The organism is Nonomuraea sp. NPDC050328 (assembly GCF_044459405.1).
Classification (GTDB): Bacteria; Actinomycetota; Actinomycetes; order Streptosporangiales; family Streptosporangiaceae; genus Nonomuraea.
This window is the reverse complement of the sequence record NZ_JBITIW010000002.1, coordinates 362,811-385,784: the sequence shown is the minus strand read 5'-3', so window position 1 is coordinate 385,784 and position 22,974 is coordinate 362,811. Positions and strand designations below refer to the sequence as shown.

General features: G+C 71.8%; 24 protein-coding genes. 12 read left to right on the top strand and 12 right to left on the bottom strand.

What is annotated here, in order from left to right:
- Nucleotides 1-17 precede the first annotated feature (17 nt).
- The 4 genes from ACIBG7_RS07930 (at nucleotide 18) to rocD (ending at nucleotide 3,576) form a co-directional block, all read left to right on the top strand.
- A complete protein-coding gene (locus tag ACIBG7_RS07930) occupies nucleotides 18-953 on the top strand; it encodes an isopenicillin N synthase family dioxygenase (RefSeq protein WP_397335580.1) in 936 nt (311 codons plus the stop codon).
- 27 nt (nucleotides 954-980) lie between these two features.
- On the top strand, nucleotides 981-1,466 hold the full coding sequence (locus tag ACIBG7_RS07925) for an Lrp/AsnC family transcriptional regulator (RefSeq protein ID WP_357927243.1): 486 nt from the start codon (nucleotides 981-983) through the stop codon (nucleotides 1,464-1,466).
- Between the two features lie 107 nt (nucleotides 1,467-1,573).
- Nucleotides 1,574-2,365, top strand: a complete 792-nt coding sequence (gene ddaH / locus ACIBG7_RS07920; protein WP_357927245.1) for a dimethylargininase — start codon at nucleotides 1,574-1,576, stop codon at nucleotides 2,363-2,365.
- Nucleotides 2,362-3,576 (top strand): ornithine--oxo-acid transaminase, encoded by a 1,215-nt coding sequence (rocD, locus tag ACIBG7_RS07915; RefSeq protein WP_397335579.1) that lies wholly within the window; start codon nucleotides 2,362-2,364, stop codon nucleotides 3,574-3,576. Before ddaH ends, rocD begins: the two co-directional genes overlap by 4 nt.
- Nucleotides 3,577-3,632: 56 nt before the next feature.
- On the opposite strand, the gene ACIBG7_RS07910 is transcribed toward rocD, so the two are convergent.
- From ACIBG7_RS07910 to ACIBG7_RS07895, 4 genes are all read right to left on the bottom strand, one after another.
- Entirely contained in the window at nucleotides 3,633-4,688 is a 1,056-nt protein-coding gene (locus ACIBG7_RS07910; protein ID WP_397335578.1) for a hypothetical protein, read from the bottom strand.
- Nucleotides 4,681-5,250 (bottom strand): RNA polymerase sigma factor, encoded by a 570-nt coding sequence (locus tag ACIBG7_RS07905; RefSeq protein WP_357927250.1) that lies wholly within the window; start codon nucleotides 5,248-5,250, stop codon nucleotides 4,681-4,683. Before ACIBG7_RS07905 ends, ACIBG7_RS07910 begins: the two co-directional genes overlap by 8 nt.
- Nucleotides 5,251-5,342: 92 nt before the next feature.
- Nucleotides 5,343-6,053 carry a class I SAM-dependent methyltransferase gene (locus ACIBG7_RS07900; RefSeq protein ID WP_397335577.1) on the bottom strand — a complete coding sequence of 237 codons (711 nt, stop codon included), beginning with the start codon at nucleotides 6,051-6,053 and terminating at the stop codon, nucleotides 5,343-5,345.
- Nucleotides 6,054-6,057: 4 nt separating this feature from the next.
- Nucleotides 6,058-7,602, bottom strand: coding sequence for an alkaline phosphatase D family protein (locus ACIBG7_RS07895; RefSeq protein ID WP_397335576.1), 1,545 nt, complete (start codon nucleotides 7,600-7,602; stop codon nucleotides 6,058-6,060).
- 185 nt (nucleotides 7,603-7,787) lie between these two features.
- Here ACIBG7_RS07895 and ACIBG7_RS07890 point away from each other — a divergent pair, with 185 nt between their 5' ends.
- The gene (locus ACIBG7_RS07890) at nucleotides 7,788-9,068 is read left to right on the top strand and encodes a Glu/Leu/Phe/Val dehydrogenase (RefSeq protein ID WP_397335575.1); all 1,281 of its coding nucleotides are present in this window, start codon (nucleotides 7,788-7,790) and stop codon (nucleotides 9,066-9,068) included.
- A gap of 293 nt (nucleotides 9,069-9,361) precedes the next feature.
- On the opposite strand, the gene ACIBG7_RS07885 is transcribed toward ACIBG7_RS07890, so the two are convergent.
- Both ACIBG7_RS07885 and ACIBG7_RS07880 read right to left on the bottom strand, forming a co-directional pair.
- On the bottom strand, nucleotides 9,362-9,568 hold the full coding sequence (locus ACIBG7_RS07885) for a hypothetical protein (RefSeq protein ID WP_397335574.1): 207 nt from the start codon (nucleotides 9,566-9,568) through the stop codon (nucleotides 9,362-9,364).
- A 339-nt stretch (nucleotides 9,569-9,907) separates the two neighbouring features.
- The gene (locus ACIBG7_RS07880; RefSeq protein WP_357927261.1) at nucleotides 9,908-10,342 is read right to left on the bottom strand and encodes a MarR family transcriptional regulator; all 435 of its coding nucleotides are present in this window, start codon (nucleotides 10,340-10,342) and stop codon (nucleotides 9,908-9,910) included.
- Between the two features lie 62 nt (nucleotides 10,343-10,404).
- On the opposite strand from ACIBG7_RS07880, the gene ACIBG7_RS07875 reads away from it, so the two are divergent.
- Both ACIBG7_RS07875 and ACIBG7_RS07870 read left to right on the top strand, forming a co-directional pair.
- A complete protein-coding gene (locus ACIBG7_RS07875) occupies nucleotides 10,405-11,463 on the top strand; it encodes a substrate-binding domain-containing protein (RefSeq protein ID WP_357927530.1) in 1,059 nt (352 codons plus the stop codon).
- Between the two features lie 54 nt (nucleotides 11,464-11,517).
- A complete protein-coding gene (locus ACIBG7_RS07870) occupies nucleotides 11,518-12,528 on the top strand; it encodes an acetamidase/formamidase family protein (protein WP_357927263.1) in 1,011 nt (336 codons plus the stop codon).
- Here the strand turns inward: ACIBG7_RS07870 and rox are convergent, their stop codons facing one another.
- The 4 genes from rox to ACIBG7_RS07850 all read right to left on the bottom strand — a co-directional run bounded on the left by rox (nucleotide 12,529) and on the right by ACIBG7_RS07850 (nucleotide 16,215).
- Entirely contained in the window at nucleotides 12,529-13,953 is a 1,425-nt protein-coding gene (rox, locus tag ACIBG7_RS07865) for a rifampin monooxygenase (RefSeq protein WP_357927265.1), read from the bottom strand.
- Nucleotides 13,954-14,075: 122 nt separating this feature from the next.
- A complete protein-coding gene (locus ACIBG7_RS07860; RefSeq protein WP_357927267.1) occupies nucleotides 14,076-14,969 on the bottom strand; it encodes a Gfo/Idh/MocA family oxidoreductase in 894 nt (297 codons plus the stop codon).
- Nucleotides 14,966-15,865: an NAD-dependent epimerase/dehydratase family protein gene (locus ACIBG7_RS07855; protein ID WP_357927269.1), complete on the bottom strand. Its 900-nt coding sequence runs from the start codon at nucleotides 15,863-15,865 to the stop codon at nucleotides 14,966-14,968. Before ACIBG7_RS07855 ends, ACIBG7_RS07860 begins: the two co-directional genes overlap by 4 nt.
- Nucleotides 15,866-15,867: 2 nt before the next feature.
- Nucleotides 15,868-16,215, bottom strand: coding sequence for a YrdB family protein (locus ACIBG7_RS07850; protein WP_357927271.1), 348 nt, complete (start codon nucleotides 16,213-16,215; stop codon nucleotides 15,868-15,870).
- Between the two features lie 115 nt (nucleotides 16,216-16,330).
- Here ACIBG7_RS07850 and ACIBG7_RS07845 point away from each other — a divergent pair, with 115 nt between their 5' ends.
- Nucleotides 16,331-17,026 carry a TetR/AcrR family transcriptional regulator gene (locus ACIBG7_RS07845; protein ID WP_397335573.1) on the top strand — a complete coding sequence of 232 codons (696 nt, stop codon included), beginning with the start codon at nucleotides 16,331-16,333 and terminating at the stop codon, nucleotides 17,024-17,026.
- Here the strand turns inward: ACIBG7_RS07845 and ACIBG7_RS07840 are convergent.
- The gene (locus ACIBG7_RS07840) at nucleotides 17,016-18,332 is read right to left on the bottom strand and encodes an APC family permease (RefSeq protein WP_357927275.1); all 1,317 of its coding nucleotides are present in this window, start codon (nucleotides 18,330-18,332) and stop codon (nucleotides 17,016-17,018) included. The two genes, ACIBG7_RS07845 and ACIBG7_RS07840, sit on opposite strands and share 11 nt — an antisense overlap.
- Before the next feature lie 89 nt (nucleotides 18,333-18,421).
- Between ACIBG7_RS07840 and ACIBG7_RS07835 the strand changes: the two genes are divergently transcribed.
- Both ACIBG7_RS07835 and ACIBG7_RS07830 read left to right on the top strand, forming a co-directional pair.
- Nucleotides 18,422-19,021, top strand: a complete 600-nt coding sequence (locus ACIBG7_RS07835; protein WP_357927277.1) for a TetR/AcrR family transcriptional regulator — start codon at nucleotides 18,422-18,424, stop codon at nucleotides 19,019-19,021.
- Nucleotides 19,018-20,082 carry a P1 family peptidase gene (locus ACIBG7_RS07830; protein ID WP_397335572.1) on the top strand — a complete coding sequence of 355 codons (1,065 nt, stop codon included), beginning with the start codon at nucleotides 19,018-19,020 and terminating at the stop codon, nucleotides 20,080-20,082. Before ACIBG7_RS07835 ends, ACIBG7_RS07830 begins: the two co-directional genes overlap by 4 nt.
- A 3-nt stretch (nucleotides 20,083-20,085) precedes the next feature.
- On the opposite strand, the gene ACIBG7_RS07825 is transcribed toward ACIBG7_RS07830, so the two are convergent.
- On the bottom strand, nucleotides 20,086-20,670 hold the full coding sequence (locus ACIBG7_RS07825) for a TetR/AcrR family transcriptional regulator (RefSeq protein WP_357927281.1): 585 nt from the start codon (nucleotides 20,668-20,670) through the stop codon (nucleotides 20,086-20,088).
- A gap of 140 nt (nucleotides 20,671-20,810) precedes the next feature.
- Here ACIBG7_RS07825 and ACIBG7_RS07820 point away from each other — a divergent pair, with 140 nt between their 5' ends.
- A complete protein-coding gene (locus ACIBG7_RS07820; protein WP_397335571.1) occupies nucleotides 20,811-22,346 on the top strand; it encodes an MDR family MFS transporter in 1,536 nt (511 codons plus the stop codon).
- 113 nt (nucleotides 22,347-22,459) lie between these two features.
- On the top strand, nucleotides 22,460-22,954 hold the full coding sequence (locus ACIBG7_RS07815; RefSeq protein ID WP_397335570.1) for a hypothetical protein: 495 nt from the start codon (nucleotides 22,460-22,462) through the stop codon (nucleotides 22,952-22,954).
- Nucleotides 22,955-22,974: the final 20 nt, after the last annotated feature.

The window sequence follows — 22,974 nt, the reverse complement described above, 5'->3', positions numbered from 1 at the left end:
AGCCGATAATGCCGGGTATGACCGCGCTACCGGTGATCGACCTCAGCCAGGACTCCCCCACCGTCGCCGAGGAGGTCGGCCGGGCCTGCCGCGAGCACGGCTTCTTCTACCTGGCCGGCCACGACGTGCCCGCGGAGCTGACCCGGCGCCTCGACCGGGCCGCGCGGGCCTTCTTCGAGCTGCCCGAGGCGGTCAAGAACGAGATCTCCATGGAGCGCGGCGGCCGGGCCTGGCGCGGCTTCTTCCCGGTCGGCGGCGAGCTGACCTCGGGCGTGCCGGACCTGAAGGAGGGGCTCTACTTCGGCCGCGAGGAGCCGCCGGGACCGGTGCCGCTGCACGGCCCCAACCTCTTCCCCGAGCAGGTGCCCGAGCTGCGCGAGGCGGTGCTGGAGTACCTCGACGTCATGACCGCAACCGGCCACCGGGTGATGCGCGCCGTCGCCGAGAGCCTGGGCCTGGACGGCGGCTACTTCCGTGACACCTACACCGCCGACCCGACGGTGCTGTTCCGGATCTTCCACTACCCGCCCAGCGAGCCGGACGCCGACGGCTGGGGCGTGGGCGAGCACACCGACTACGGCCTGCTGACGCTGCTGCTCCAGGACGGCAACGCGGGCCTCCAGGTGCACACCCGCGACGGCTGGATCGACGCGCCGCCGATCGAGGGCACGTTCGTCTGCAACCTCGGCGACATGCTCGACAAGCTCACCGGCGGGCTGTACCGCTCGACGCCGCACCGGGTGCGGAACCTGACCGGCAACGAGCGGCTGAGCTTCCCGTTCTTCTTCGACCCCGGCTGGGACCGCGAGGTGCCGCCGCTGCCGTACACGCCGGGCGGCCGGGCCCGCTGGGACGGGCAGGACCTGCGCGCCTTCACCGGCACCTACGGCGAGTACCTGCTGGGCAAGGTGGCGAAGGTCTTCCCCCAGCTCCGCGCCGACGTGCTCGGATAGCGCGAAGAGGCGGTATACAGGACTTTCGTGGAACTGGACCGGCTTGACCGTGACATCATCGGCGCGCTCGTGGAAGACGCTCGGGCGACTTATGCCGAAATAGGCCTTCATGTCGGCCTTTCCGCGTCGGCGGTGAAGCGGCGCGTCGACCGGCTGCGCGAACTGGGCGCGATCACCGGGTTCAGCGCCCGCGTCGCGCCCCAGGCGCTTGGCTGGACTACCGAGGCCTACGTCGAGCTGTTCTGCGCGGGCAAGACCAAGCCGTCCGACATCGCGCTCGCGGTGACGCGCTATCCCGAGGTGGTCTCGGCGGCCACGATCACCGGCGAGGCCGACGCGTTGCTGCACATCCGGGCGACCGACGTGCGGCACGTGGAGCGGGTGATCGAGCGCATCGCGGCCGAGCCGTTCGTGGTGCGGACCAAGTCCTCGATCGTGCTCTCGCGGCTCGTCGACACCCCGCCGGGCACCGCCGTACCGGAGGCACGCAACGGATCCCCGGTCGGCGGCTGAGACGCGCAACAGACCTGCGGCAACACGCAATGCAGGGTGCTTGGCCTGCATAAACATGCATTCCTAGGCTGTCTCCGTTCCCCCTGAACGAGTGATGGAGCCCAGCCATGCCCAAGCACTACCTGATGTGCCGCCCGGAGTTCTTCGCGGTCGAGTACGCCATCAACCCCTGGATGGACCCCTCCGAGGGCGCCGACCGCGAGGTGGCGATCGGGCAGTGGGAGTCGCTGAAGGCGGCCTACGAGGGCCTCGGGCACAAGGTGAGCCTGATCGACCCGATCGACGGGCTGCCGGACATGGTCTTCGCCGCCAACGGCGCGCTCGTCGTGGGCGGCCGCGTGTACGGCGCGCGCTTCGCCTTCCCCGAGCGCGCCGCCGAGGGCCCCGCCTACCTGAAGTGGTTCGTGGAGCAGGGCTTCGAGCAGGCCAAGGAGGCGGAGTTCACCAACGAGGGCGAAGGGGATTTCCTCACACTCGACGACGTCATCCTGGCCGGGACCGGCTTCCGGACCGACCGGTCGGCGCACCTGGAGGCCCAGGAGTTCCTCGGCGTCCCAGTGGTCACGCTCCAGCTCGTCGACCCGCGCTTCTACCACCTGGACACCGCGTTGTTCCCGCTCGACGGGCGGAATATCGCGTACTACCCCGGAGCGTTCAGTGAAGGGAGCCGTGAAGTGCTGCGCCGGATGTTCCCCGACGCGGTGATCGCCACCGCGGCCGACGCGGAGGTCCTCGGACTCAACGCGGTCAGCGACGGCTCCACCGTCGTGATCAATACCGAAGCGCACGATCTTCAGCTCGAGCTGAAGCGCCGTGGCTACGAAATCGTCACCGTCGACCTGTCCGAGCTTCGCAAGGCGGGCGGCGGACCGAAGTGCTGCACCCTGGAGATTCGATGAGCACCACCACCGACCTGATCGAGATCAGCGAGCGCCGGAGCGCGCACAACTACCACCCGCTGCCGATCGTCATCCACGAGGCGCACGGTGCGTGGGTCACCGACGTCGAGGGCAAGCGCTACCTGGACTTCCTGTCCGGGTACTCCAGCCTCAACTTCGGTCACGGCAACGAGAAGATCATCGAGGCCGCCCAGGAGCAGCTCCGCAACCTCACGCTGACCAGCCGCGCGTTCTACCACGACCAGTTCGCGCGGTTCGCGGCCGGGCTCGGCGACCTCACCGGCAAGGACATGATCCTGCCGATGAACACCGGCGCCGAGGCCGTCGAGACGGCGATCAAGGTCTCCCGCAAGTGGGGCTACGAGGTCAAGGGCGTCGCGCCGGAGCAGGCCAACATCATCGTGATGGAGGACAACTTCCACGGCCGCACCACCACGATCGTCAGCTTCTCCACCGACCCGGACGCGCGCGACAACTTCGGCCCGTACACCCCCGGCTTCACGATCGTGAAGTACGGCTCCGCCGAGGCGATCCGCGAGGCGATCGACGAGAACACCGTCGCGGTCCTGGTCGAGCCGATCCAGGGCGAGGCCGGCGTGCTGGTGCCGCCGGACGGCTACCTCACCCAGGTGCGCGAGATCTGCTCCGAGAACAACGTGCTGATGATCGCCGACGAGATCCAGTCGGGCCTCGGCCGGACCGGCAAGACCTTCGCCTGCGACCACGAGGGCGTCGTCCCGGACATCTACGTCCTGGGCAAGGCCCTCGGCGGCGGCGTCGTCCCGGTCTCGGCCATCGCCGCCAACAGCGACGTGCTCGGCGTCATCAAGCCGGGCCAGCACGGCTCCACCTTCGGCGGCAACCCGCTGGCCTGCGCGGTCGGCAACGCGGTCATCGAGATCCTCAACACCGGCGAGTTCCAGGAGCGCGCCACCCGCCTCGGCGAGATCCTGCACGCCCGGCTCGGCGAGCTGGTCGGCAAGGGCGTCATCACCATCCGCGGGCGCGGCCTGTGGGCGGGCGTGGACATCGACCCGTCCCTCGCCACCGGCCGCCAGGTCTCCGAGGCGCTGCTGGCGCGTGGCGTGCTCGCCAAGGACACGCACGGCTCCACCATCCGCCTGGCCCCGCCGATCGTCATCTCGGAGGAGGACCTCCTCTGGGCCGTCGACCGGCTCGCCGAGGCCATCGCCTCCTTCACCCAGGCCTGACCCCTGTTTTCCAGTACGGCCCGCATCCGGTCCTCCGGGTGCGGGCCGTACGCGTGTCAGCCGGAGGGCGTCGGCACCAGCACGGTCGTGGTGCCGGTCGGCCGGAGGTCCGGCTCCACCGGCGACCACACCGGGGAGGGCAGCGGGGTGTGCCAGTTCGGCTTGTGCGAGGTCGGCCGCACGGTCGGCGCCGGCGGCTGGAGGCAGAGCCCGCTGGGCATCGCGCTCGGGCCGGGCATGAGCTGGTACCGCACGCGAGCGGTCAGCAAGGTGACCATGCCGGCGACCCGGCCGTGCTGCGTCTGCGTCGCCGTGACCCGGCGGCCGAGCACCAGGTAGCTCTCCGGGTCGAAGACGAGCTGGTCCAGGTAGCCTCCGACCCGCCGCCCCAGCGCGGTTCCCGGACGGCCGAGCGCGTCCCGGACCTCCGCCTCGACCTCCCAGCCCGGCAGGCCCTTCAACGCCTCGAAGGCGGCCTTGCGCTGCGCGAAGGGCATGTAGGTCTGCTCCAGCAGCCGGGGCAGTTCCAGCCCGCCCAGCGGCGCACCGGCGGCCCGGCGCTCCATCCACGCCCGCATCGCCCCGGGCTCCGCCGGCAGGCTCCGGAGATAGGCGTAGTCGACCCGGGCCCCGTCCTCGATCGGCGGGCACGGGGTGCCGGCGAACCGGCCCGGCGGCGGGAGCGGGATACCGTCCACGCCGGTCTCGACGAGCCCGACCCCGTGGTCTCCGTCGACCGGCTGCCAGACCCGCTCGTAGCGGATGCCCGCACTCGGCTGCGGCGTGGCCGCGCTCGGCACGGACGGCGTGTTGACCAACGACTCGATCATGATGAGCTGTCCGGGACGCGGGTCGAGCTCCTCCAGCCCGCCCACCGCGGCCCCCCGGATGTCGCCCGGCCCACCGACGCGCACCGCCACCCCGCCGACCAGCACGACCGTCACCGCGAAGACCGCGGCCACCGGCCCGAGCCAGCGCGGCCACCGGGGCGTCGCCGCCCGGGCCGGCGACCGGTCCGCGAGCAACCGGGCGCGCAGCGCCTGTCTGGCCCTCTCCGGGTACGGCGGGGCCTCCGGGCGGTGTTCGGCGAAAATCCTGACCTCGTCATCCACTGTGCCGCTCCTCAACGAAGGGACCCAGGTCCCGGCGTACCTTGGCCCGTAACCGGTGCAGCCGCGAGCGGACCGTCCCGACCGGCACGGCGAGGGCCAGGGCCGCGTCCTCGTAGGACAGGTCGGCCCACGCCAGCAGGAGCAGCAGGTCGCGCTCGGCGGCGTTGAGCCGGGTGAGGGCCCGGGCCAGCCGGGGCTGGAGCTGCTGCGCGCTGACCCGTTCGGCGCTGCGCTCGTCGAAGGCGGCCTCGGAGCCGCCCGGCCGGTCGGCCGCGAGGCGGGCCAGCGCGCGGGTGCGCCGGCGTTCGGCGCGGCGGTGCTGGGCGATGACCCGGGTGGCGATGCCGTACAGCCAGGGCCGGGCGTCCTCGCGGGCGCGATCGTAGTCGGCGCGGCGGCGGAAGGCGGTCAGGAAGACCTCTCCGACCACGTCCTCGGCGAGCTCGCCGCCGAGCCGCCGGGCGGCGTAGCGGAACAGCTCGTCGGCGTGCCGGTCGAAGAGCCGCGCGAAGGCCTCCGGTTCGGTCAGCGACCGCCCGATCAGCTCGGCGTCAGCGGTCAAGGAAGGTCCTCCCGGGAATCACTGCTGTCTTCCCGTACTTGGCCGCAGGCTGAGCCCTGGTTCCGCCTGTTTTCCCGCCGTTTCGCGGCCGGTCAGCCGAGGGTCCAGGCGAGGAGGGGTTCGGGGGCGGGGGCGGGCACGAAGCCGGCCCGGGCGAGTTCGGCCTCGAGGTCGGCGCGCGTGGGCCGGTAGGCGTCGCTGACCACGACCGTCTCGTCGATGACCACGCCGCGCTGGCGGATCAGGTAGCGGAAGCGCGAGGTGACCCGGCCGGACTCCGCCGCAAGGACGCGGGAGCGGATCTCGTAGACGTGCCGGCCGACGCGGTAGCCGGCCAGGAGCTCCTCCTCGCCGGGTTCGGGCAGCGGGCGCTCGCGGTGGTTGAGCACGAGCAGGCCGCCGGGTTCGAGCTGGCGGGCGAGCACGGGCCAGAGCCGCTCGCGCTCCTGCGGCGAGAAGGCGGCCAGCACGGCGATCAGCACGACCGCCTCCACCGGCTCGTCGAGCTCGACGTCCAGGCCGCCGCAGGGCAGGACGGTGACCCGGTCGAGCAGCTCGGGCCGGTCGGTGAGCCGGGACAGCAGCACGCCGCGCATGGCGAGGGCGGGCTCGACGGCGAAGATCTCCGCCGGGGTGGCCGTGGCGATGATCTCGGTGACCCGTCCGGTGCCCGCGCCGATCTCCAGGACGCTCCGCCGTACTCCGGACAGCAGGCCGGGCAGGTGCTCGCGGACGGCGGGCAGGTGGCCGTCGTCGTGCCAGAGGTCGTAGAAGGGCACGGCCCTGGAGAAGTGCTCGTCCATCCCGCTATTTCACCCTGAGCGCGTCGATCGGCGCGAAGTCGGGCGAGGCGGTGTACCAGGTGACGGTGGCGGCCTCGCCGAGGTCGAGGGTGGCCAGGGCGTTGCTGAACCACGGCCCCTTGGTGATCCGCCAGCGGAAGGGCGGGCGCGGCAGCCCGGCCAGCCGGGCCAGGAAGCGGCCGACCAGGGTGGCCAGCCCGAACTGGGTGATCACGTTGGCCAGGCGGAGCGTACGGCTGAGCGGGTTGCGGATGGGCGAGCAGACGAGCTGGTGGATCGGCCCGGCCTGGGCGGCGTAGGAGTAGTGGACGTCGCCGGACAGGATGAGGACCGGCTTGCCCTGCCGGTGCAGCAGGCTGCCGAGCTGGTCGAAGGACTGCCGGAAGGCGGCCCAGTGCTCCAGGTCGAAGGCCTGCCGGAAGGTCTCGGACAGCCGCGCGACCAGGCGGCCCCACTTGCCGTCGGACAGGGCCTCGTTCCAGTTCTGGACGTAGTGCACGCCCTCGGGCAGCAGGTACGGGATGGACGAGCCGATGACCAGCCGCCCGGTCGGCGCGCTGACCTGCTCCAGCAGCCACGACCACTCGGTGGGGTCGAGCATCATGCGGTCGCGCGGGGTGAGCTGGCGGGCGCAGCGGGTGTCCACCATGATCAGGCGGGTGTCGCCGAACTCGCGCGAGTAGCTCCAGCGGTTGCTGGCCGGGTCGGCGTCGGCGCGGGCGGCGAAGACGTCGAGCGCCTTGGTCGCCTCCACCTCGTCGCACTCGCGCAGCCGGGCGAAGAGCTCGTCCTCGGCCCGCTCGGCCGGGGAGAGGTTGCCCAGGTGCTGGTAGACCCAGTAGGCGCCCAGCCCGGCGATGACGCGGCGCGGCCACCACTCGACCTTGGCCATCTTCCGCCGCCAGTCGCGCGAGGTGTTCCAGTCGTCGCGCAGGTCGTGGTCGTCGAAGATCATGCTGGTCGGCACGGTCGACAGCAGCCAGCGGATCTCCGGGTCGGACCAGGCCAGCCGGTAGAGCTCGGCGTACTCCTCGTAGTCGGCGATCTCCTTGGCGGGCTCGGTGCCGGGCCGGCGTTCCTGGATGAAGCGCACCATCTCCGCCGACGGGCTGTCGGCGTAGACCTGGTCCCCCAGCAGCAGCAACGCGTCGGGCCACTCCTGCTCAGGGGCGTTCTTCAGGTGCCGGGCGTAGGCGCGCAGCAGGTCGGGGCCGTGCGTGCGGTTGTGCGCGGCGTCGTGGGGCACGCTGGTACGGCAGGAGCCGAAGGCCAGCCGGGTGGCCTTGTCCTGGTTGGTCAACATGATGCGGCTGGGCGACTCGCCCGGCAGCGGCCACACCCGCTCACCGTCGAGCCGCACCTCGTAGGCGCCCTCCGCCTCGATGTCCACGATGGCGTAGTGATGCCCGTGCACGGTGAAGGTCCGCGAGCTCGCGTCCACGCCGCTCGCGCGCACGCCCACCTTGCAGGGCACGCTCGTCTCCACCCAGATCGAGGCGCTGCTCGAATCCACATACCGCAGCAGCGGCCCCACCACCAGTGATGCCATGCCGTACCCCTTCCCACTTCAAACGATCACAACAGATCGGCCGCGAAGCCACAACAGACGCAACGCCACCCCCTAGCCAACGCCAAACCCCCCGCCTAGGGTTGATTCCGACAGATCGCCCATACAGGTAAGGCAACGGCGCCTTGCCTGAATTATGGGCGTCCATAACAGGAGGACTTCCTTCCATGACCGTCATGGTGCCGTCAAGGACGCCGGCCCACTCGATCACCCCCGGCCGCCAGGCCCTCGACTCCGCGCTCCACCAGCTCGCCCAGGCCGCCGAAGGACTCGGCCTCGACGAGGGCCTGCACGCGATGCTCGCCACCCCCCGCCGCTCGCTGACCGTCTCGGTCCCGGTGCGGCGCGAGGACGGGCGCATGGACGTCGTGCAGGGCTACCGCGTGCAGCACAACATCACCAGAGGCCCGGCGAAGGGCGGCATCCGCTTTCATCCCGGCACCGACCTCGACGAGGTCACCGCGCTGGCGATGTGGATGACCTGGAAGTGCGCCCTGGTGGGCATCCCGTACGGCGGCGCCAAAGGCGGCGTGGCCGTGGACCCGGGCTCGCTCACCACGCGCGAGCTGGAGCGGCTCACCAGGAGATACGTCAACGAGATCCTTCCGCTCATCGGCCCGGAGAAGGACATCCCCGCCCCGGACGTCGGCACCGACGAGCAGACCATGGCGTGGATCATGGACACGTACAGCGTCAACGCAGGCTACTCAGTCCCCGGGGTCGTGACCGGTAAACCCACCACTTTGGGTGGGTCGCTCGGCCGCGCCGGCGCCACCTCGCGCGGCGTCCAGATCGCCACGATGGCCGCCTTGGACCGTTCCGGCGACGGCATCACCGTGGCCGTGCAGGGCTTCGGCAAGGTCGGCGCGCTCGCCGCCCAGTACCTCGCCGACGCCGGCTGCCGCGTCGTGGCCGTCTCCGACGTCACCGGCGCCATCCACTCCGCCGCCGGCCTGGACGTCGCCGCCGTGCGCGCCTGGGTCGCCGAGACCGGCGGCGTGCGCGGCTACCGCGAGGCCGACGCCCTCGGCCTGGACGAGCTCCTGGAGCTCGACGTCGACGTGCTCGTCCCGGCGGCGCTCGAAGGCGTCCTCACCGCCGCCAACGCCCCGCGGGTGAAGGCCAGGCTCATCGTGGAGGGCGCCAACGGGCCCACCACTCCCGAGGCCGACGCCATCCTGGCCGACGCCGGCACCGTCATCGTCCCGGACATCCTCGCCAACGCCGGCGGGGTGATCGTGTCGTACCTGGAGTGGGTGCAGAACATGCAGGCCTACTCCTGGAGCGCCGGCGAGGTGGACGTGCGGCTGCGTGATCTCATGGAGGGCGCCTTCGGCGAGGTCAAGTCCCTGGCCGCCGACCGCGGCGTCACCCTCCGCGACGCGGCCCACCTGATCGGCGTCGGCCGCGTCGCCGACGCCCACCGCATGCGCGGCCTCTACCCCTGACCGCCCTCCGCCGTGCTGGGGCCTGCCGTCCGGCGGGCCCCGGCACGCCGGGACCTCACAGTCATTCCGGAAGCAGGATCAGCGCCCCCGTATGGGCGGGCCGGACCACGCTGAACTGCCCCGTTCACGGCCTTGCTGCCCTGCCGCCTCTCGACAAGCTGGCACACCTCGGTGGCCACTGTGGTCGGGACCAGCAAGGGTCCGGGGTGGATTCGCAGCAGCCGCGCGCAGGCCACGGGGTGGTTGTCACGACCGTTCACCGCTGCCACCAAGGAGGCCCGTGTCGAGGACGATCACAAAGCGTGATCGTCCTCCGACCGCAGGATCTCCTCAGCCCGTTCCGCGAAACCCGGCTCCGCCTCCAGCATCCCGATGAACGGCAGCTCGCGGACCGCCGGCGGCCCATCTAGCTGGTCCCGGACCAGGCGGAGCAGAGGCGCCACCTTCTCCTCCGGCAGCGGATCCACCAGGTGATGAAGCTCCTCGCGCATCATGCTCATGCCACGAGGCTAGGAGACGAGCGTCCCAGCCAGTAGGACACGCATCCCAATTCGTTCCCGAAGCCCGGCAACCGTCTCTTCCCCCCTGCCTGCTTGGCGTGCCTTGTCGCCGTCCCCGGTTTCCGTACGTCGTCACGCCGACGGCCCTTCCCTCCACGCGCACCTTCGGCAGGGGATCACCTTCCTGGCCCTCGCCACGGCGAGACTGCGGCGTCTCGGGATCCCTCACCTGCTGGCCATCGGCTCAATCCGGGCCGGCCATCACGCAACGGTGAACAGGTGGGGTGTGGGGGCTCTGCCCCCCACAAAAGGGAGCCCGGAGCGAAGCGGAGGCTCGGTCTACTGTTGTTCGAGGGCCCGGATGAGGTCGTCGAGGTCGGTCATGAGGCGTCCCGTGCGGTCGGGCCCGTAGGCGGCCTCGATGTCCCGGTGGTGCTCGGCCACCGTGCCCTCGACGCGGGCCAGGAGGTCGACACCCCGGTCGGCGAGGAAGACGGCGACACGGCGGCGGTCGCCCGCGCAGGGCCCCCGGTAGACGAGGGCGGCGTCGATCAGGCGGTCGACGGCCTTGGTGAGGGTCGGGTGGGGCATGAGGACGGCGACGGCGAGTTCGCCCATGGAGTGGCCCTGCCCGTCGGCCAGGGCACGCAGGATGCGCCACTGCTCGACGGTGACGCCTTCGGCGCTGAGGGCGGTGGCGAGGGCGCGGTTGACGCTGCGTTCGGCCCGGCTGAGGAGGTAGGCGAGTGAGGCGCCGAGCCCGGTCGTCACCATCGAATCCTCCAGCCCCGTACGAAATGCCGCCGTAAGGGAGGATACTCGTCCACGTGGTCCCGATGGTCGATCCGCTGGAGGCACGGCTGCTGCCGTCCGAGGCGACGAGGATCGGGCTGATCGTGCCGGTGTCGGGAGTGCTGGGCATGGTCGGCCCGAGCGCGATCAACTGCGCGTTGCTCGCGGCGGAGGAGTTGAACGCCAAGGGCGGCATCCTGGGCCGTCCGGTGGAGCTGGTGCTCGTCGACGGGGGCCGCCGGCCGTACGAGGTGGCCGAGGAGGTGGCGGGGCTGGTGGCCGGGGGCACGGTCCAGGCGCTGGCCGGGTCGGTGGCCAGCGACGTGCGGGTGGCGATCGTGAGCGCGGTGCGCGGGCGGGTGCCGTTCGTGTACGCGCCGCCGTACGAGGGGGGCGGGCACGCGAAGGGCGTGTACTTCCTGGGTGAGACGCCGGTGCGGCAGCTTGGGCCGGCGATCGCGTGGCTGGCCGAGCACCGGCGGGCGCGGCGGTGGTTCCTGCTGGGCAACGACTATGTCTGGCCGCGGCTGGTGCACTCCGGTGTCCGGAAATATCTGGAGCAGGTGGTGGCTGAGCTCTATGTGCCGTACGGCAGAGCAGCCGCCACCATCGAGACGATCAAGTCGACCCGCCCCGACGCCATCCTGGTGACCCTGATCGGCAGCGACCTGGTCGAGTTCAACCGCGAGTTCAACGCCTCGGGCCTGACCACCCCCCGGCTGTGCGCGGCCCTGGAGGAGCACGGCCTGATGGGCATCGGCGGTGACGACACCGGCGAGCTGTACGCCTCGATGGGCTACTTCCACGGCCTGACCACCGACGCCGGCCTGCGCTTCGCCGAGCGCTACACCAGGGCCTTCGGCCCGAGCGCCCCGCTGCTGAACGCGCACGGCCACGGCCTCTACGAGGCGGTCGCGATGCTGGCCGCGCTCGCCGCCAGGGCGGGTTCGCTGGCCGTACCCGACATCGACGCGCACGCGGACGGCACGTCGATCACCAGCGCGCGCGGGCGGCTGACCCTGGAGGACCGGCACGTCCGGCAGCGGGTCCTGCTGGGCCGGGCCGACGGGCTCGAATTCTTGCTGGAGAAACCTTTTCTCTAGAAAGCGATAGGTCCTAGGGTGCCTTCCAGGCATCCCGCACGAAATCGAGGTTGTATGAACGTCCTGACCTACCGCCCGGAGCCCAGCGAGCTCAGCTACACCTTCGGCGGCCGGGCACCGGTCGCGAAGGTGCGCCCAGGGACGATCCTGGAGCTGTTCACCGAGGACTGCTTCGGCGGCCGGGTGCGGGACGTGGGCGACCTGCCGTCGCAGGTGTGCGAGTTCCCCTTTCTCAACCCGGTGACCGGCCCGTTCCACGTGGAGGGCGCCGAGCCCGGTGACACGCTGGCGTTGCACTTCGTCTCGATCACCCCGGCCCGGGACGTGGCGTGGTCGTCGACCTTCCCGCTGTTCGGCGCGCTGACCGGCACGCACACCACCGCGACGCTGCAGCCGGCGCTGGAGGAGCGGGTCTGGCGTTACGACCTCGACCTGGAGCGGCGGGTGGCGCGGTTCGAGGCCCGCCGCAGCGACTACTCGGTCGAGCTGCCGCTCGACCCGATGCACGGCACCGTCGGCGTCGCCCCGGCGGCCAACGAGGCCCGGATGACGATCACGCCGGACGCGCACGGCGGCAACATGGACACCACCGAGCTGCGCGCCGGCGTGACCGCCTACCTGGGGGTTAACGTCGAGGGCGCGTTGTTCGCCATCGGCGACGGGCACGCCCGCCAGGGCGAGGGCGAGGTCTGCGGCACCGCGCTGGAGTGCGCGATGAACACCGTGGTCGCGGTCGAGCTGATCAAGGGCGTCGCCACCCCGTGGCCGCGCCTGGAGGACGATCTGCACCTCATGTCCACCGGCTCGGCCCGGCCGCTGGAGGACGCCTTCCGGGTCAGCCAGCACGACCTGGTGACCTGGGCGGCCGAGCTGACCGGGCTCGACACCCTGGACGCCTACCAGTTGATCAGCCAGGCGGGCACGGCGCCGGTGGGCAACGTCTGCGACACCAACTACACGATGGTGGCGAAGGTCGCCAAGGAGTACCTGCGCGGCGGCGAGGTGTACGGCTCGGCCCACGCGCGGCTGCGCGAGCTGGCCCGGCAGTACACCGCGCAGCGCTAGTCAGGCGCCGAACCACCTGCGGAGGTGGGCGAGCAGTTCCTCCTGGGCCTCGCCCGCCCACGCGACGTGGCCGTCTGGCCGCAGCAGGAGCGCGGGCGCGTCCAGCTCGGGGCTGACGTCGACGACGTGCTCGACGCGGCCCTCCCAGCCGGCCGCCGACAGCCGGCCGGTCTGGTCGAGCAGCAGGCCCCGGCCGCCGTGCATCAGCTCGTAGAGCCGCCCGCGCTTCAGCTCCACGTCGCGCAGCCGCCGGCCGACCAGCTCGTGCCCGCCTTCGCCGAAGTCGTAGCGGACCGAGACGGCGGTGACCTTCTCCATCAGGTGCCGATTGACCTGCTCGAAGTCCATCAGCTCGGACATCACCCGGCGCATCGCCCGCGGCCCGGGCTCGGTGGACATGAGCAGGCCCTGGGCGCGGGTGTTGTCCAGGACGTCGGCGGCCACCGGGCGGCGCTCGGCCTCGTAGCTGTCCAGCAGCCCGTCCGGCGCCCAGCCGGCGACCTCGGCGGCCAGCTTCCAGCCGAGGTTGAAGGCGTCCTGGATGCCGAGGTTGAGCCCTTGCCCGCCGAGCGGCGGGTGGATGTGCGCGGCGTCGCCGGCCAGCAGCACCCGGCCCTCGCGGTAGCGCTCGGCCAGCCGGGTGGCGTCGCCGAAGCGCGACAGCCAGCGCGGCGAGTGCACGCCGAAGTCGGTGCCGGCGTAGCGGCGGAGCTGGCGGCGGAAGTCCTCCAGGGTCGGCGGGACGGTCTTGTCCCGCGTGAGCCCGTCGGCGGGCACGACGACGCGGAAGACGCCTTCGCCGCCGATCGGGCCGAGGCCGAAGAAGAGCTCGGTCTTGCGGATCTCCGTCACGAGCTCGGCGATCGCCGCCGGGTCCTCGGTCACCTCCATCTCGCCGAGCAGCGTCTCGCGCCGGGCCGGCTCGCCGGGGAAGCCGATGCCGAGCAGCTTGCGCACGGTGCTCCGGCCGCCGTCGCAGCCGACCAGGTACCGGGCGCGCAGGCGGGTGCCGTCGGCCAGCTCGGCGGTCACGCCGTCCGCGTCCTGGCTGAGGCCGGTGAGCTCCCGGCCGCGGCGGATCTGCGCGCCCGCCTCGGCCGCGTGCTCCTCCAGCAGCCGGTCGATCACCGGCTGCGGCAGGCCGAGGAGGTAGGGGTGGGCGGTGTCCATCCCCTCCGGCCACGGCTTCATGATGCCGGCGAAGTAGCCGCCGAGCTGGAACTTCTTGCCGGGCTCGAGGAAGCGCCCCAGCAGGCCGCGCTGGTCCATCACCTCGATGCTGCGCACGTGCAGGCCGAGCGAGCGGACGAAGGGCGGCGGGGTGGCCTCCTTCTCCAGGACGACCACCTCCACGCCCCACAGCCGCAGCTCGGCGGCCAGCATCGTGCCGGTCGGTCCACTGCCCGCGATGATGACGTCGATCATCACTTCCCCCTTGTTTTCGCAGGTCCGGACGTACGGCTAGCGATTGTGCGGCATGACGGGGGTCTTGCCGCAAGCCCCGGGTCGCGCTATATGTTGAAAGTGGCGGGAAGTGTCTACTCCCGTCAGCGCTCCGCGGCGACGGCGATCTCCTCGCAGATCTGGTGCGTGACCAGCGCGTCGCCCGCGTCGAGCAGCTCACCGGCCCGCACCGCCTCCAGGAAGGCCAGCGTCACCTGTTCGACCCCGCGCTGGCGGGAGACGGGCACCCAGTCGGGCCGCCGGACCAGGCTCTCGCCGGCCGGGGTGTAGGTCACCACGTCGCCGAGGTTGACCACGCGGCTCTTCTGCCCGCCGCCCATGACCTCGCAGGACTCCTCCGAGGCGCCGCTCGCGCGGTGCATGGTGCCGATCGTGGTGAAGCCGTCGCCGTGCAGGCTGAGGACGATGTGCTCCAGCACGCCGCCGGCCACCCGCACCTGGAAGGAGTGCGAGCGCACCGGGCCGGGGGCCAGGAAGCGCAGGGTGTCGACGACGTGGATGAAGTCGTCGAAGACCGCCCGGCGCGGGGTGTCCGGGAAGCCGGTGCGATTCTTCTGCATCAGCACCAGGTCACGAGGCGCCTGGGCCAGGGCGGCGTAGCCGGGGGCGTGCCGGCGGTTGAATCCGACCAGCAGCGAGCGCCCGGCCTCGCGCGCCAGCCGTACCAGCGCCTCGCTCTCGCCGAGGGTGTAGGCGATCGGCTTGTCGACGTAGACGTGCACCCCGGCCTTGAGCAGCGTCTCCACGATCGCCGGGTGGGCGTCGGTGGCGGCGTGGACGAAGGCCGCCTCGACCCCGGCGGCCACGACCTCCTCGACCGAGCTCGACAGGGCGGCGACCCGGTGGGCGGCCCCCAGGCGCTCCAGCGTCCGGGGGTTGCGCGTGCACAGGTGGAGGTCGAGTCCGGGCTGGGCCGCGAGCACCGGGAGGTAGGCCTTCTCCGCGATGTCCCCGAGCCCGATCATGGCGATTCTCATCGCCCCAGGGTACGGCGGAGCGCCTCGTCGAGCGGCGTGGGCGCCATGCCGAAGGTCTTCTGGAAGTCGGTGGAGTCCATGACGAACGGGGCGGTGAACTGGTAGCGCACCTCGCCCAGCTCGCCGATCATCGGGGAGAACAGCCCGGCCGCCCGCACCAGCGGCCACGGCAGGGAGCTCATCTTCGGCGCGGGCTTCCCGAGCACGGCCGCCATGCGCGCGCCCATCTGCCGGAAGGTCTGCGGTTCGTCGCTGGGCACGTGCCAGGCGCGGCCCCAGGCCCGCTCCTCGCGCCCGGCGATGATCAGGGCGTCGGCGACGTCGGGCAGGTAGGTCCAGGTGTGCGGGACGTCGAGCGGCCACAGCACCGGGATGCGCCGCCCGGCCAGCAGCGGCGCGATGAAGCGGTCGCCGAGGTAGGACTGGTCGGTGGCGCCCGGGCCGAAGTAGTCGGAGCCGCGCACCTCGACCGTCCGGATGCCGGCGGCCAGCGCGTCGTGCCACATGCGGGTCCGCACCTTGAACTTGGCCGAGGGCGAGGCCAGCGGCAGGTCCTCGGTCATCGGGCCGCGCACCGGGCCGTAGGGGTAGAGGTTGCCCAGGATGGTCAGGACCGCGCCGGTGTCGCGGGCGGCGGCCAGGAAGGCGTCGGCCATGGGCGGCCAGTCGGTGAGCCAGCGGTGGTAGGGCGGGTTGACGCAGTTGTAGATCACGTCGGCGCCGCGGGCGAGCTCGGTGAGCCGGCCCGGGGCGGCGATGTCGGCGGACACCCTGGTGGTGCCGTCCGGGCCGCTGCCGGAGCGGGTGACCACGACGACCTCCTCACCCTGGGCGGCGAGCTTGGCGGCCAGGTGCGAGCCGACCTGGCCGGCTCCGACGACGATGTGCTTTCCCATGATCAGACCTGCTTCCAGACGAGGCGGAGGACGCCGTTGAGCGCCCACAGGGCGAAGAAGGCGGCCGCGGGGGCGGCCGAGGCGGCGAAGTAGAGCAGGACGGCGCCGCCGCCGAACCAGACCAGTTCGAGCAGGAGGCGGGCGAGCCCGGTGAGCGGGTAGGTGGCGCCGTTGGCGGCGCCGAACAGGGCCCACACGGCGATGAAGAGGGCGGGTGCGCCGATCCCGGCGACGATCCGGACCAGCCAGCCGGCCGGCAGGGTGAAGCCCCAGAATCCGGCGGCGGCCAGCACGCCGAGCTCCAGGAGGAACATCAGGAGCAGGTTGGCGCCCTTGAGAACCGACATCATCGCCTCGCAATTTCGTGATTAGTGCTTCGCAACGAGAGCAATGCTCTCCAAATGAAGCGCACTTGTCAAGAGCAGTGCTCTCACAAACGGGCACCGCTCTGATACGGTGACGGCTATGAGCGCTGGACGTACGGCACGAGAACGGGTCAGGGCTGAACTGACCAGGGAGATCACCGAGATCGCGCGGCGTCGCCTGGCCACGGAGGGGGCCGGCGGGCTGTCACTGCGCGCGGTCGCCAGGGAGATGGGGATGGTCTCCAGCGCGATCTACCGCTACTTCCCGACCAAGGACGACCTGCTGACCACGCTGATCATCGAGGCGTACAACGCGGTCGGCGACGCGGTCGAGCAGGCCGACGAGGCGTGCGACCGGGACGACTACACCGGGCGCTGGCTGGCGATGTGCACCGCGGTGCGCACCTGGGCGCTGGCCCATCCGCACGAGTACGCGCTGATCCACGGCACGCCGGTGCCCGGCTACCAGGCGCCGCAGGACACCGTGGACCCGGCCTCCCGCGACGGGGTGCGCTTCGGGCTCCTGATCGCCGAGGCGGCGTCGGCGGGGGCGGTGGCCGCGCCGCCACCCACCCCCGCCCCGCCGGGCGCGGCACAGGACGCCCGGCACCTGGAAGCGATCTTTCCAGGGGTCCCGCCCGAGGTCGCACTGCGCGCGGTGCACGCGTGGACCTGGTTGTACGGGTCGGTCAGCTTCGAGTTGTTCGGGATGTACAACAACCTCTTCCACCACCTGGACGCGACCTTCGAGCACGGAGCCCGCTCGATGGCCGCCTACCTGGGGTTCACTCGCTGACGTCCTGGACCGCCCAGCTCCGCCGTACGGTGAGGAAGAACAGCGCCGCGGCGACGGCGAGGATGCCCGCGGTGACGAACAGGCTCGGGCGGCCGATCACCGGGTCGAGCGCGCTGGCGTAGACGACGTAGCCGAGCGCGAGCAGCCCGGCGACCGGCGCGAGCGGGTAGAGCGGCATGCGGTAGGTGCCGCGTGCCGTACTGCCGTTGCGCCGGCCGGCGATGACCGCCACGCACAGCGCGGCGTACAGCACCACGAGCGAGGTGCCGGTGACGACGAGCAGGAACGACAGCGGCACGAAGCAGACCGCGGCGCTGATCACCCCGGCGACCAGCGTGGCGGGCCACGGCGTGCCGAAGCGCGGGTGGATCGTGCCCAGCACGCGGTTGACGCCGGCCGGCCAGGTGGCGTCGCGGGCGGTGCTGAAGATCAGCCGGGCGCAGAGCAGCATGATGGCCAGGACCGCGTTGACGATGGCCAGGGCGATGCCGAGGCTGACCAGCGTGGCGAGCGTGGAGCCGCCGCGCGCGGTGACGAAGCCGAGCATCACGTCGCCCTGGAGGCTGTCGGCCGACAGCAGCACCGCGGTGATCGGGATGAGCTCGGCGGCGACGGTGATGAGCAGGGCCCAGAGGATCACCCGGGCGATGTCGCGGCGCGGTTCGTGCGTCTCCTCGCCGAAGTAGACCGCCGAGCCGTACCCGTTGTAGGAGAAGATCGCCACGGCGGTGGCGATCGCGATCAGGCCCAGCCCGCCGCCGGCCAGCGGCTCCACCAGGATGGCCGAGGCCGGACGGGTGACGTTGGCCAGCCCGAGCCAGGTCACGACCGCCAGCGCGAGCATCTCGACCGCCAGGAAGATCCCGGTGACCAGCGCGTTGACCTTGATGTCCAGGACGGCGAGCACCATCGCCAGCAGCACGGTCACCGCGGCGACGACCGGCCCGTTGAGGCCGGGGATCAGCGCGCCGAGGTAGGTGCCGACGCCGAGCGCGATGACCGCGAGGATGAGGAGCTGGGTGACCAGCACCAGGACCAGCGCCATGAAACCGGGCAGCCGGCCGAGGGTGCGGCCGATGATGGTGTACTCGCCGCCGGTGAGCGGATAGGCCGACGACAGCTCGGCGTAGACGAAGGCCATGAAGACGCCGACCACCGCGGCGGCGACGTAGCTCCAGAAGGCGCCGGTCCCCGCCTGGGCGATGACGCCCGGGGCGATGATGAAGACCGACGAGGCCGGGGTGATGGCGGACAGGACGATGAGGAGGGTGCCGAAGGCCCGTAACCCGCGCGGCAGAGTGGTCATGACGCCTCCATACTTTTAACAAGCATCAAAGAACTCGACGTCGGCCCCGTCAATAGCTTTGAATGTCATTCAGACAACTGAGAGGTGAGATGGCACGACCCTCCCGTGCGCACGAACGCCGTGCGCACCTGATCGAGGCGGCCCGCCGCAGCGTCGTCGAGCGCGGCCTGCTGGGGCTGCGGCTGCGCGACGTCTCGGAGGAGGCGGGCATGTCACCCGGCTCGGTGCTCTACTACTTCCCCGGCCTCACCGACCTGCTGCGCGAGGTGCACCGGGAGGCGGTCGAGCGCTTCTGCACCGCCCGTGAGGAGGCGGTGCGCGAGGAGCCCGACCCGGGGCGCAAGCTGGCCGCGATGATCGACAGCGGGTTGCCCGGCGACCCGCGCGACGAACTGTGCGTACTGCTCTACGAGCTCGGCGCCATCGCCCGGCGCGACGCCGGCTGCGCGGCCGAGTACATCCGGCTCTACGAACGACAGGTGGGAATCTACGTGGCCATTCTGGAAGCGGGCGCGGCCACCGGCCGCTTCGCCCTCACCGGCGACGCGGTGGTGATCGCGCGCAACCTCGTCACCCTGGAGGACGGCTACGGCCTGCACGCCACCATGGCCGTGCCGACCGTCACCCCCGCACAGGCCGCGGCGCAGATCCGCGCCTACGCCGCCGGCGTCACGGGGGTGAGCCTGTGAGGGCGCGCGACCTCGGCCTCGCGCTCGCCGGGCTGCCCGGGGCGCACAACGCGATCACCGACGTCCCCGGCGTCGAGGTCGGCTACACCACGCTCGTGGCCGGCGACGACGTGCGCACCGGCGTGACCGCGATCCTCCCCCGACCGCGCCCCGACCTGGCCCTGCCGTGCGCCGCGGGCTGGCACTCGCTCAACGGCAACGGCGAGATGACCGGCACCGCCTGGATCAGCGAGAGCGGCTCGGCCGGCCTGCCCATCATGATCACCAACACGCACGCGGTCGGCTCCTGCCACCGCGGCGTCGTCGAGTGGGTCACCCGCGAGCGGCCCGCCGGGGCGCACGAGTGGCTGCTGCCGGTGGTGGCCGAGACCTGGGACGGCTACCTCAACGACATCACCGGCGATCACGTACGGCCCGAGCACGCCGTCGCGGCCATCGACGCCGCGCACCCCGGCCCGATCGCCGAGGGCTCGGTCGGCGGCGGCACCGGCATGAACTGCTACGGCTTCAAGGCCGGCAGCGGCACCGCCTCCCGGCTGGTCTCGCACGGCGAGGACACCTACACCGTCGGCGCCTTCGTCCAGGCCAACTTCGGCGCCCGCCGCGAGCTCACCATCACCGGCCGGCCGGTCGGCCCGTTCCTGCTCGACGACGACCCGTTCGCCGACGCCGCGCCCCCGCCCGGCGCGGGCTCGGTCATCGTCGTGCTGGCGACCGACGCGCCCCTGCTTCCGGGCCAGTGCACCGCGCTCGCCCGGCGGGTCCCGCTGGGCCTGGCCAGGACCGGGACCACCGGCTCGCACTTCTCCGGCGACATCTTCCTGGCCTTCTCCACCGCCAACGCCGGGGCGCTCACCAGCGGCTTCCCCGAGGGCGCGGCGGTCTACGAGAGCCTGCGCTTCGTGCCCTGGGGATGGATGGACCCGTTCTACCGCGCGGTGGTCGAGGCGGTGGAGGAAGCCGTGCTCAACGCCCTGGTCGCCGGCCGTACCATGACCGGGCGGCAGGGCCGGCGGGTGCCGGGACTGCCGCTGGAGCGGGTCCTCGGGCTGCTCGGCTGACGGTCACCGGAACGGGCGCGCGAACTGGTCGAGCACCTCGTCGCTGACCTCCTGCAGGGTGCGGGCCTCTTCCTCGGCCAGCCACCGGTGCGTGGCGATCCGCAGCGCGGCCAGGAACGCGCCGGCGATCACCATCGGGTCCACCCCGTCCGGCTGGACCCGCCCGGCCAGGAGCTGGCCGAGCTCGTTCTCCAGCCGGACCCGGCCGGCGAGCTGCCGCGCCAGCAACGACGGGTGCTGCTTGGCCAGCCGGGCGCGCTGCAGCCATTCGCGGTCGGGCGAGCCCTGCTCGCCGTAGTAGGACGCGAACGCCCCCCGCAACGCCTGCCAGGCCGAGTACTCCGCCGGCTGGTCGCGGACGAGCTGGACGAGTTCCGCCACGCGCTGCTCGTCGCCGTAGAGCAGCGCGTCCTCCTTGCTCTCGAAGTAGTTGGAGAAGGTCCGCCGCGAGATGTTGGCCGCGTCGGCGATGGCCTCGACCGTCACGTGGTCGAGCCCGTGCTCCATCACCAGCCGCAACGTGGCCTCGTGCACCGCCTGGCGCGTCTCGGCCTTCTTGCGCTCGCGCAACCCGACTGTCGTGTCCATGATGCGGACGAGCTTACCGGAGGGGAATAAATGCCCAGTGCGCAAACTTTCTCACTGTGCATGTATGGTGTCCCAGTCATCCCCTTTCCTGGAGGTCGCGAATGAGCGCACAGCCGGCAGCGCCGCCCACGGCGGCACCCATGAACCACCGCCAGGTGCTCGAATCGCTCAGCGGCCTGCTGCTCGTGCTCTTCGTCGCGATGATCAGCGGGACCGTCGTCTCGGTCGCGCTCCCCCAGATCATCGGCGCCCTCAACGGCACGCAGTCGCAGTTCACCTGGGTCATCACCGCCTCGCTGCTGGCCTCGACCGCCTCCACGCCGATCTGGGGCAAGCTCGCCGACCTGTTCGACAAGAAGCTCCTGCTCCAGATCTCCATCGTGCTGTTCACCGTGGCCTCGCTGGCCTGCGGCTTCGCCCAGAACGCCGGGCAGCTCATCGCCTTCCGCGCGGTCCAGGGCCTGGCCATGGGCGCGGTGCAGATCCTGGCGCAGGTGATCATCGCCGCCATGATCAGCCCCAAGGAGCGCGGCCGCTACAACGGCTACCTCGGCGCCGTCATGGCCGTCGCCACCGTCGGCGGGCCGCTGCTCGGCGGCCTGCTCACCGACACCTCCTGGCTCGGCTGGCGCTGGTGCTTCTTCATCGCCGTGCCGTTCACCGCGGTCGCCCTGGTCCTGCTGGCCAAGACGCTGCACCTGCCCGACACCCGCCGCACCGGCGTCTCCATCGACTACTGGGGCGCCACCCTCATCGCCACCGGCGTCAGCGTCCTGCTCATCTGGGTCACCTTCGTCGGCAACAGCTTCGCCTGGCTGTCGTGGCAGACCGCGGCCATGGCCGGCGGCGGCGTCGTGCTGCTCGCCCTGGCCACCTGGGTCGAGACCCGCGTCAAGGAGCCCGTCGTCCCGCTGCACGTCATCCGCCGCCGCACCCCGGCCCTGGCCATCCTGGCCAGCCTCGCGGTCGGCATGGCCATGTTCGGCGGCTCGGTCTTCCTCGGCCAGTACTTCCAGACCAGCCGCGGCTTCGGACCCACCGAGGCGGGCCTGCTCACCATCCCGATGATGGCCGGCGTCCTGCTCTCCTCCACCATCAGCGGCCGGATGGTCTCCCGCACCGGCAGGACCAAGCCGTACATCATGGTCGGCCTGATCGTCCTGACCGCCGGCTTCCTGGGCCTGTCCACCATCGACCACGCCACGTCGCTGGTCCTGATCTCGCTCTACATGCTCCTGGTCGGCATCGGCGTCGGCATGTCCATGCAGAACCTCGTCCTGGTCGTCCAGAACACCGTGCCGCTCCGCGAGATCGGCGCCGCCAGCGGCGCGATCACCTTCTTCCGCTCGCTCGGCGGCACCGTGGGCGTCTCCGTCCTCGGCGCCATCCTGGCCAACCAGGTCACCGCCAACGCCCTGGAGGGCCTGGCCAAGGCCGGCGTCCCCGTCACGGGCGCCACCACCGGCAAGATCGGCCCCAACCTGGGCAGCCTGCCGGAGCCGATCCAGGAGATCATCAAGGTCGCGTACGGCGACGCCACCGGGCACATCTTCCTCGTCTCGGCGGGCATCGCGGTCGTCGGCATCATCGCCGCGGCCTTCCTCAAGCCGGCCACCCTGCGCGACAGCCTGGACCTGCCGTCCGAGCCCAAGCAGGAGGCCACCGCCTCGGCCTGATCAGCCCGAGGCACCGCAGACCGGAGGCCGCGTCCCCCTCGCCCGGGGGCGCGGCCTCCCCCGTTCGCGGTGGGTCTCCCGTTTTGTCGGACCGCGCGGCTACCCTGCGTGCTGTGGATCAGGTCGAACCGCTTCAGATGCCACCGCTGGTGCTCTACGCCGGCAAATCCCCCGCTTTCCTGCTGGCCTGGCGGCGGGGCACGGCCGACGGGCAGCCCGTCTGGGAGGCCCGCCTCGCCGTACCGCAGTCACAGGTGGACGTCTACGGCCACCGCGTGCACGGGCTCAACTACCGGTGGGCGCCCGCCGCGGAGCTGAAACAGCTCCCCGGCGTGGACTACTCGCCGGTCCCCCGGCCCGCGCCCGGCGACGACACCGAGCCGCAGCCGCTGCGGATGCCGCCGCTCGTGCTGCGCCCGGACGGCTCGCCCGCCTTCCTGCTGGCCTGGCAGCCGGTCACCGGCGAGGGCGGCACCCGGTGGGAGGGCGTCCTGGCGACGATGCCCGACCAGGCCGATCTGCGGGTCGAACAGGCCCGCGCCGCGGCCTCCGAGATCACCAAGCTGCCCGAGGCCGACTACAGCGGCGTCCCCGCACCCGGCCGATAGCCCGGGGGCGCGTGGCGCCC

Bases quoted from the DNA above. Each gene is read 5' to 3' on its own strand.
- ACIBG7_RS07895 (WP_397335576.1), bottom strand. From the start codon at position 7,602: ATGGCATCACTGGTGGTGGGGCCGCTGCTGCGGTATGTGGATTCGAGC.
- ACIBG7_RS07860 (WP_357927267.1), bottom strand. From the start codon at position 14,969: ATGAGAATCGCCATGATCGGGCTCGGGGACATCGCGGAGAAGGCCTAC.
- ACIBG7_RS07880 (WP_357927261.1), bottom strand. From the start codon at position 10,342: ATGGTGACGACCGGGCTCGGCGCCTCACTCGCCTACCTCCTCAGCCGG.
- ACIBG7_RS07835 (WP_357927277.1), top strand. From the start codon at position 18,422: ATGGCACGACCCTCCCGTGCGCACGAACGCCGTGCGCACCTGATCGAG.
- ACIBG7_RS07825 (WP_357927281.1), bottom strand. From the start codon at position 20,670: ATGGACACGACAGTCGGGTTGCGCGAGCGCAAGAAGGCCGAGACGCGC.
- ACIBG7_RS07930 (WP_397335580.1), top strand. From the start codon at position 18: ATGACCGCGCTACCGGTGATCGACCTCAGCCAGGACTCCCCCACCGTC.
- ddaH (WP_357927245.1), top strand. From the start codon at position 1,574: ATGCCCAAGCACTACCTGATGTGCCGCCCGGAGTTCTTCGCGGTCGAG.
- ACIBG7_RS07885 (WP_397335574.1), bottom strand. From the start codon at position 9,568: ATGAGCATGATGCGCGAGGAGCTTCATCACCTGGTGGATCCGCTGCCG.
- ACIBG7_RS07855 (WP_357927269.1), bottom strand. From the start codon at position 15,865: ATGGGAAAGCACATCGTCGTCGGAGCCGGCCAGGTCGGCTCGCACCTG.
- rox (WP_357927265.1), bottom strand. From the start codon at position 13,953: ATGATCGACGTCATCATCGCGGGCAGTGGACCGACCGGCACGATGCTG.
- ACIBG7_RS07900 (WP_397335577.1), bottom strand. From the start codon at position 6,053: ATGGACGAGCACTTCTCCAGGGCCGTGCCCTTCTACGACCTCTGGCAC.
- ACIBG7_RS07850 (WP_357927271.1), bottom strand. From the start codon at position 16,215: ATGATGTCGGTTCTCAAGGGCGCCAACCTGCTCCTGATGTTCCTCCTG.
- ACIBG7_RS07845 (WP_397335573.1), top strand. From the start codon at position 16,331: ATGAGCGCTGGACGTACGGCACGAGAACGGGTCAGGGCTGAACTGACC.
- ACIBG7_RS07820 (WP_397335571.1), top strand. From the start codon at position 20,811: ATGAACCACCGCCAGGTGCTCGAATCGCTCAGCGGCCTGCTGCTCGTG.
- ACIBG7_RS07840 (WP_357927275.1), bottom strand. From the start codon at position 18,332: ATGACCACTCTGCCGCGCGGGTTACGGGCCTTCGGCACCCTCCTCATC.
- ACIBG7_RS07870 (WP_357927263.1), top strand. From the start codon at position 11,518: ATGAACGTCCTGACCTACCGCCCGGAGCCCAGCGAGCTCAGCTACACC.
- rocD (WP_397335579.1), top strand. From the start codon at position 2,362: ATGAGCACCACCACCGACCTGATCGAGATCAGCGAGCGCCGGAGCGCG.
- ACIBG7_RS07875 (WP_357927530.1), top strand. From the start codon at position 10,405: ATGGTCGATCCGCTGGAGGCACGGCTGCTGCCGTCCGAGGCGACGAGG.
- ACIBG7_RS07890 (WP_397335575.1), top strand. From the start codon at position 7,788: ATGACCGTCATGGTGCCGTCAAGGACGCCGGCCCACTCGATCACCCCC.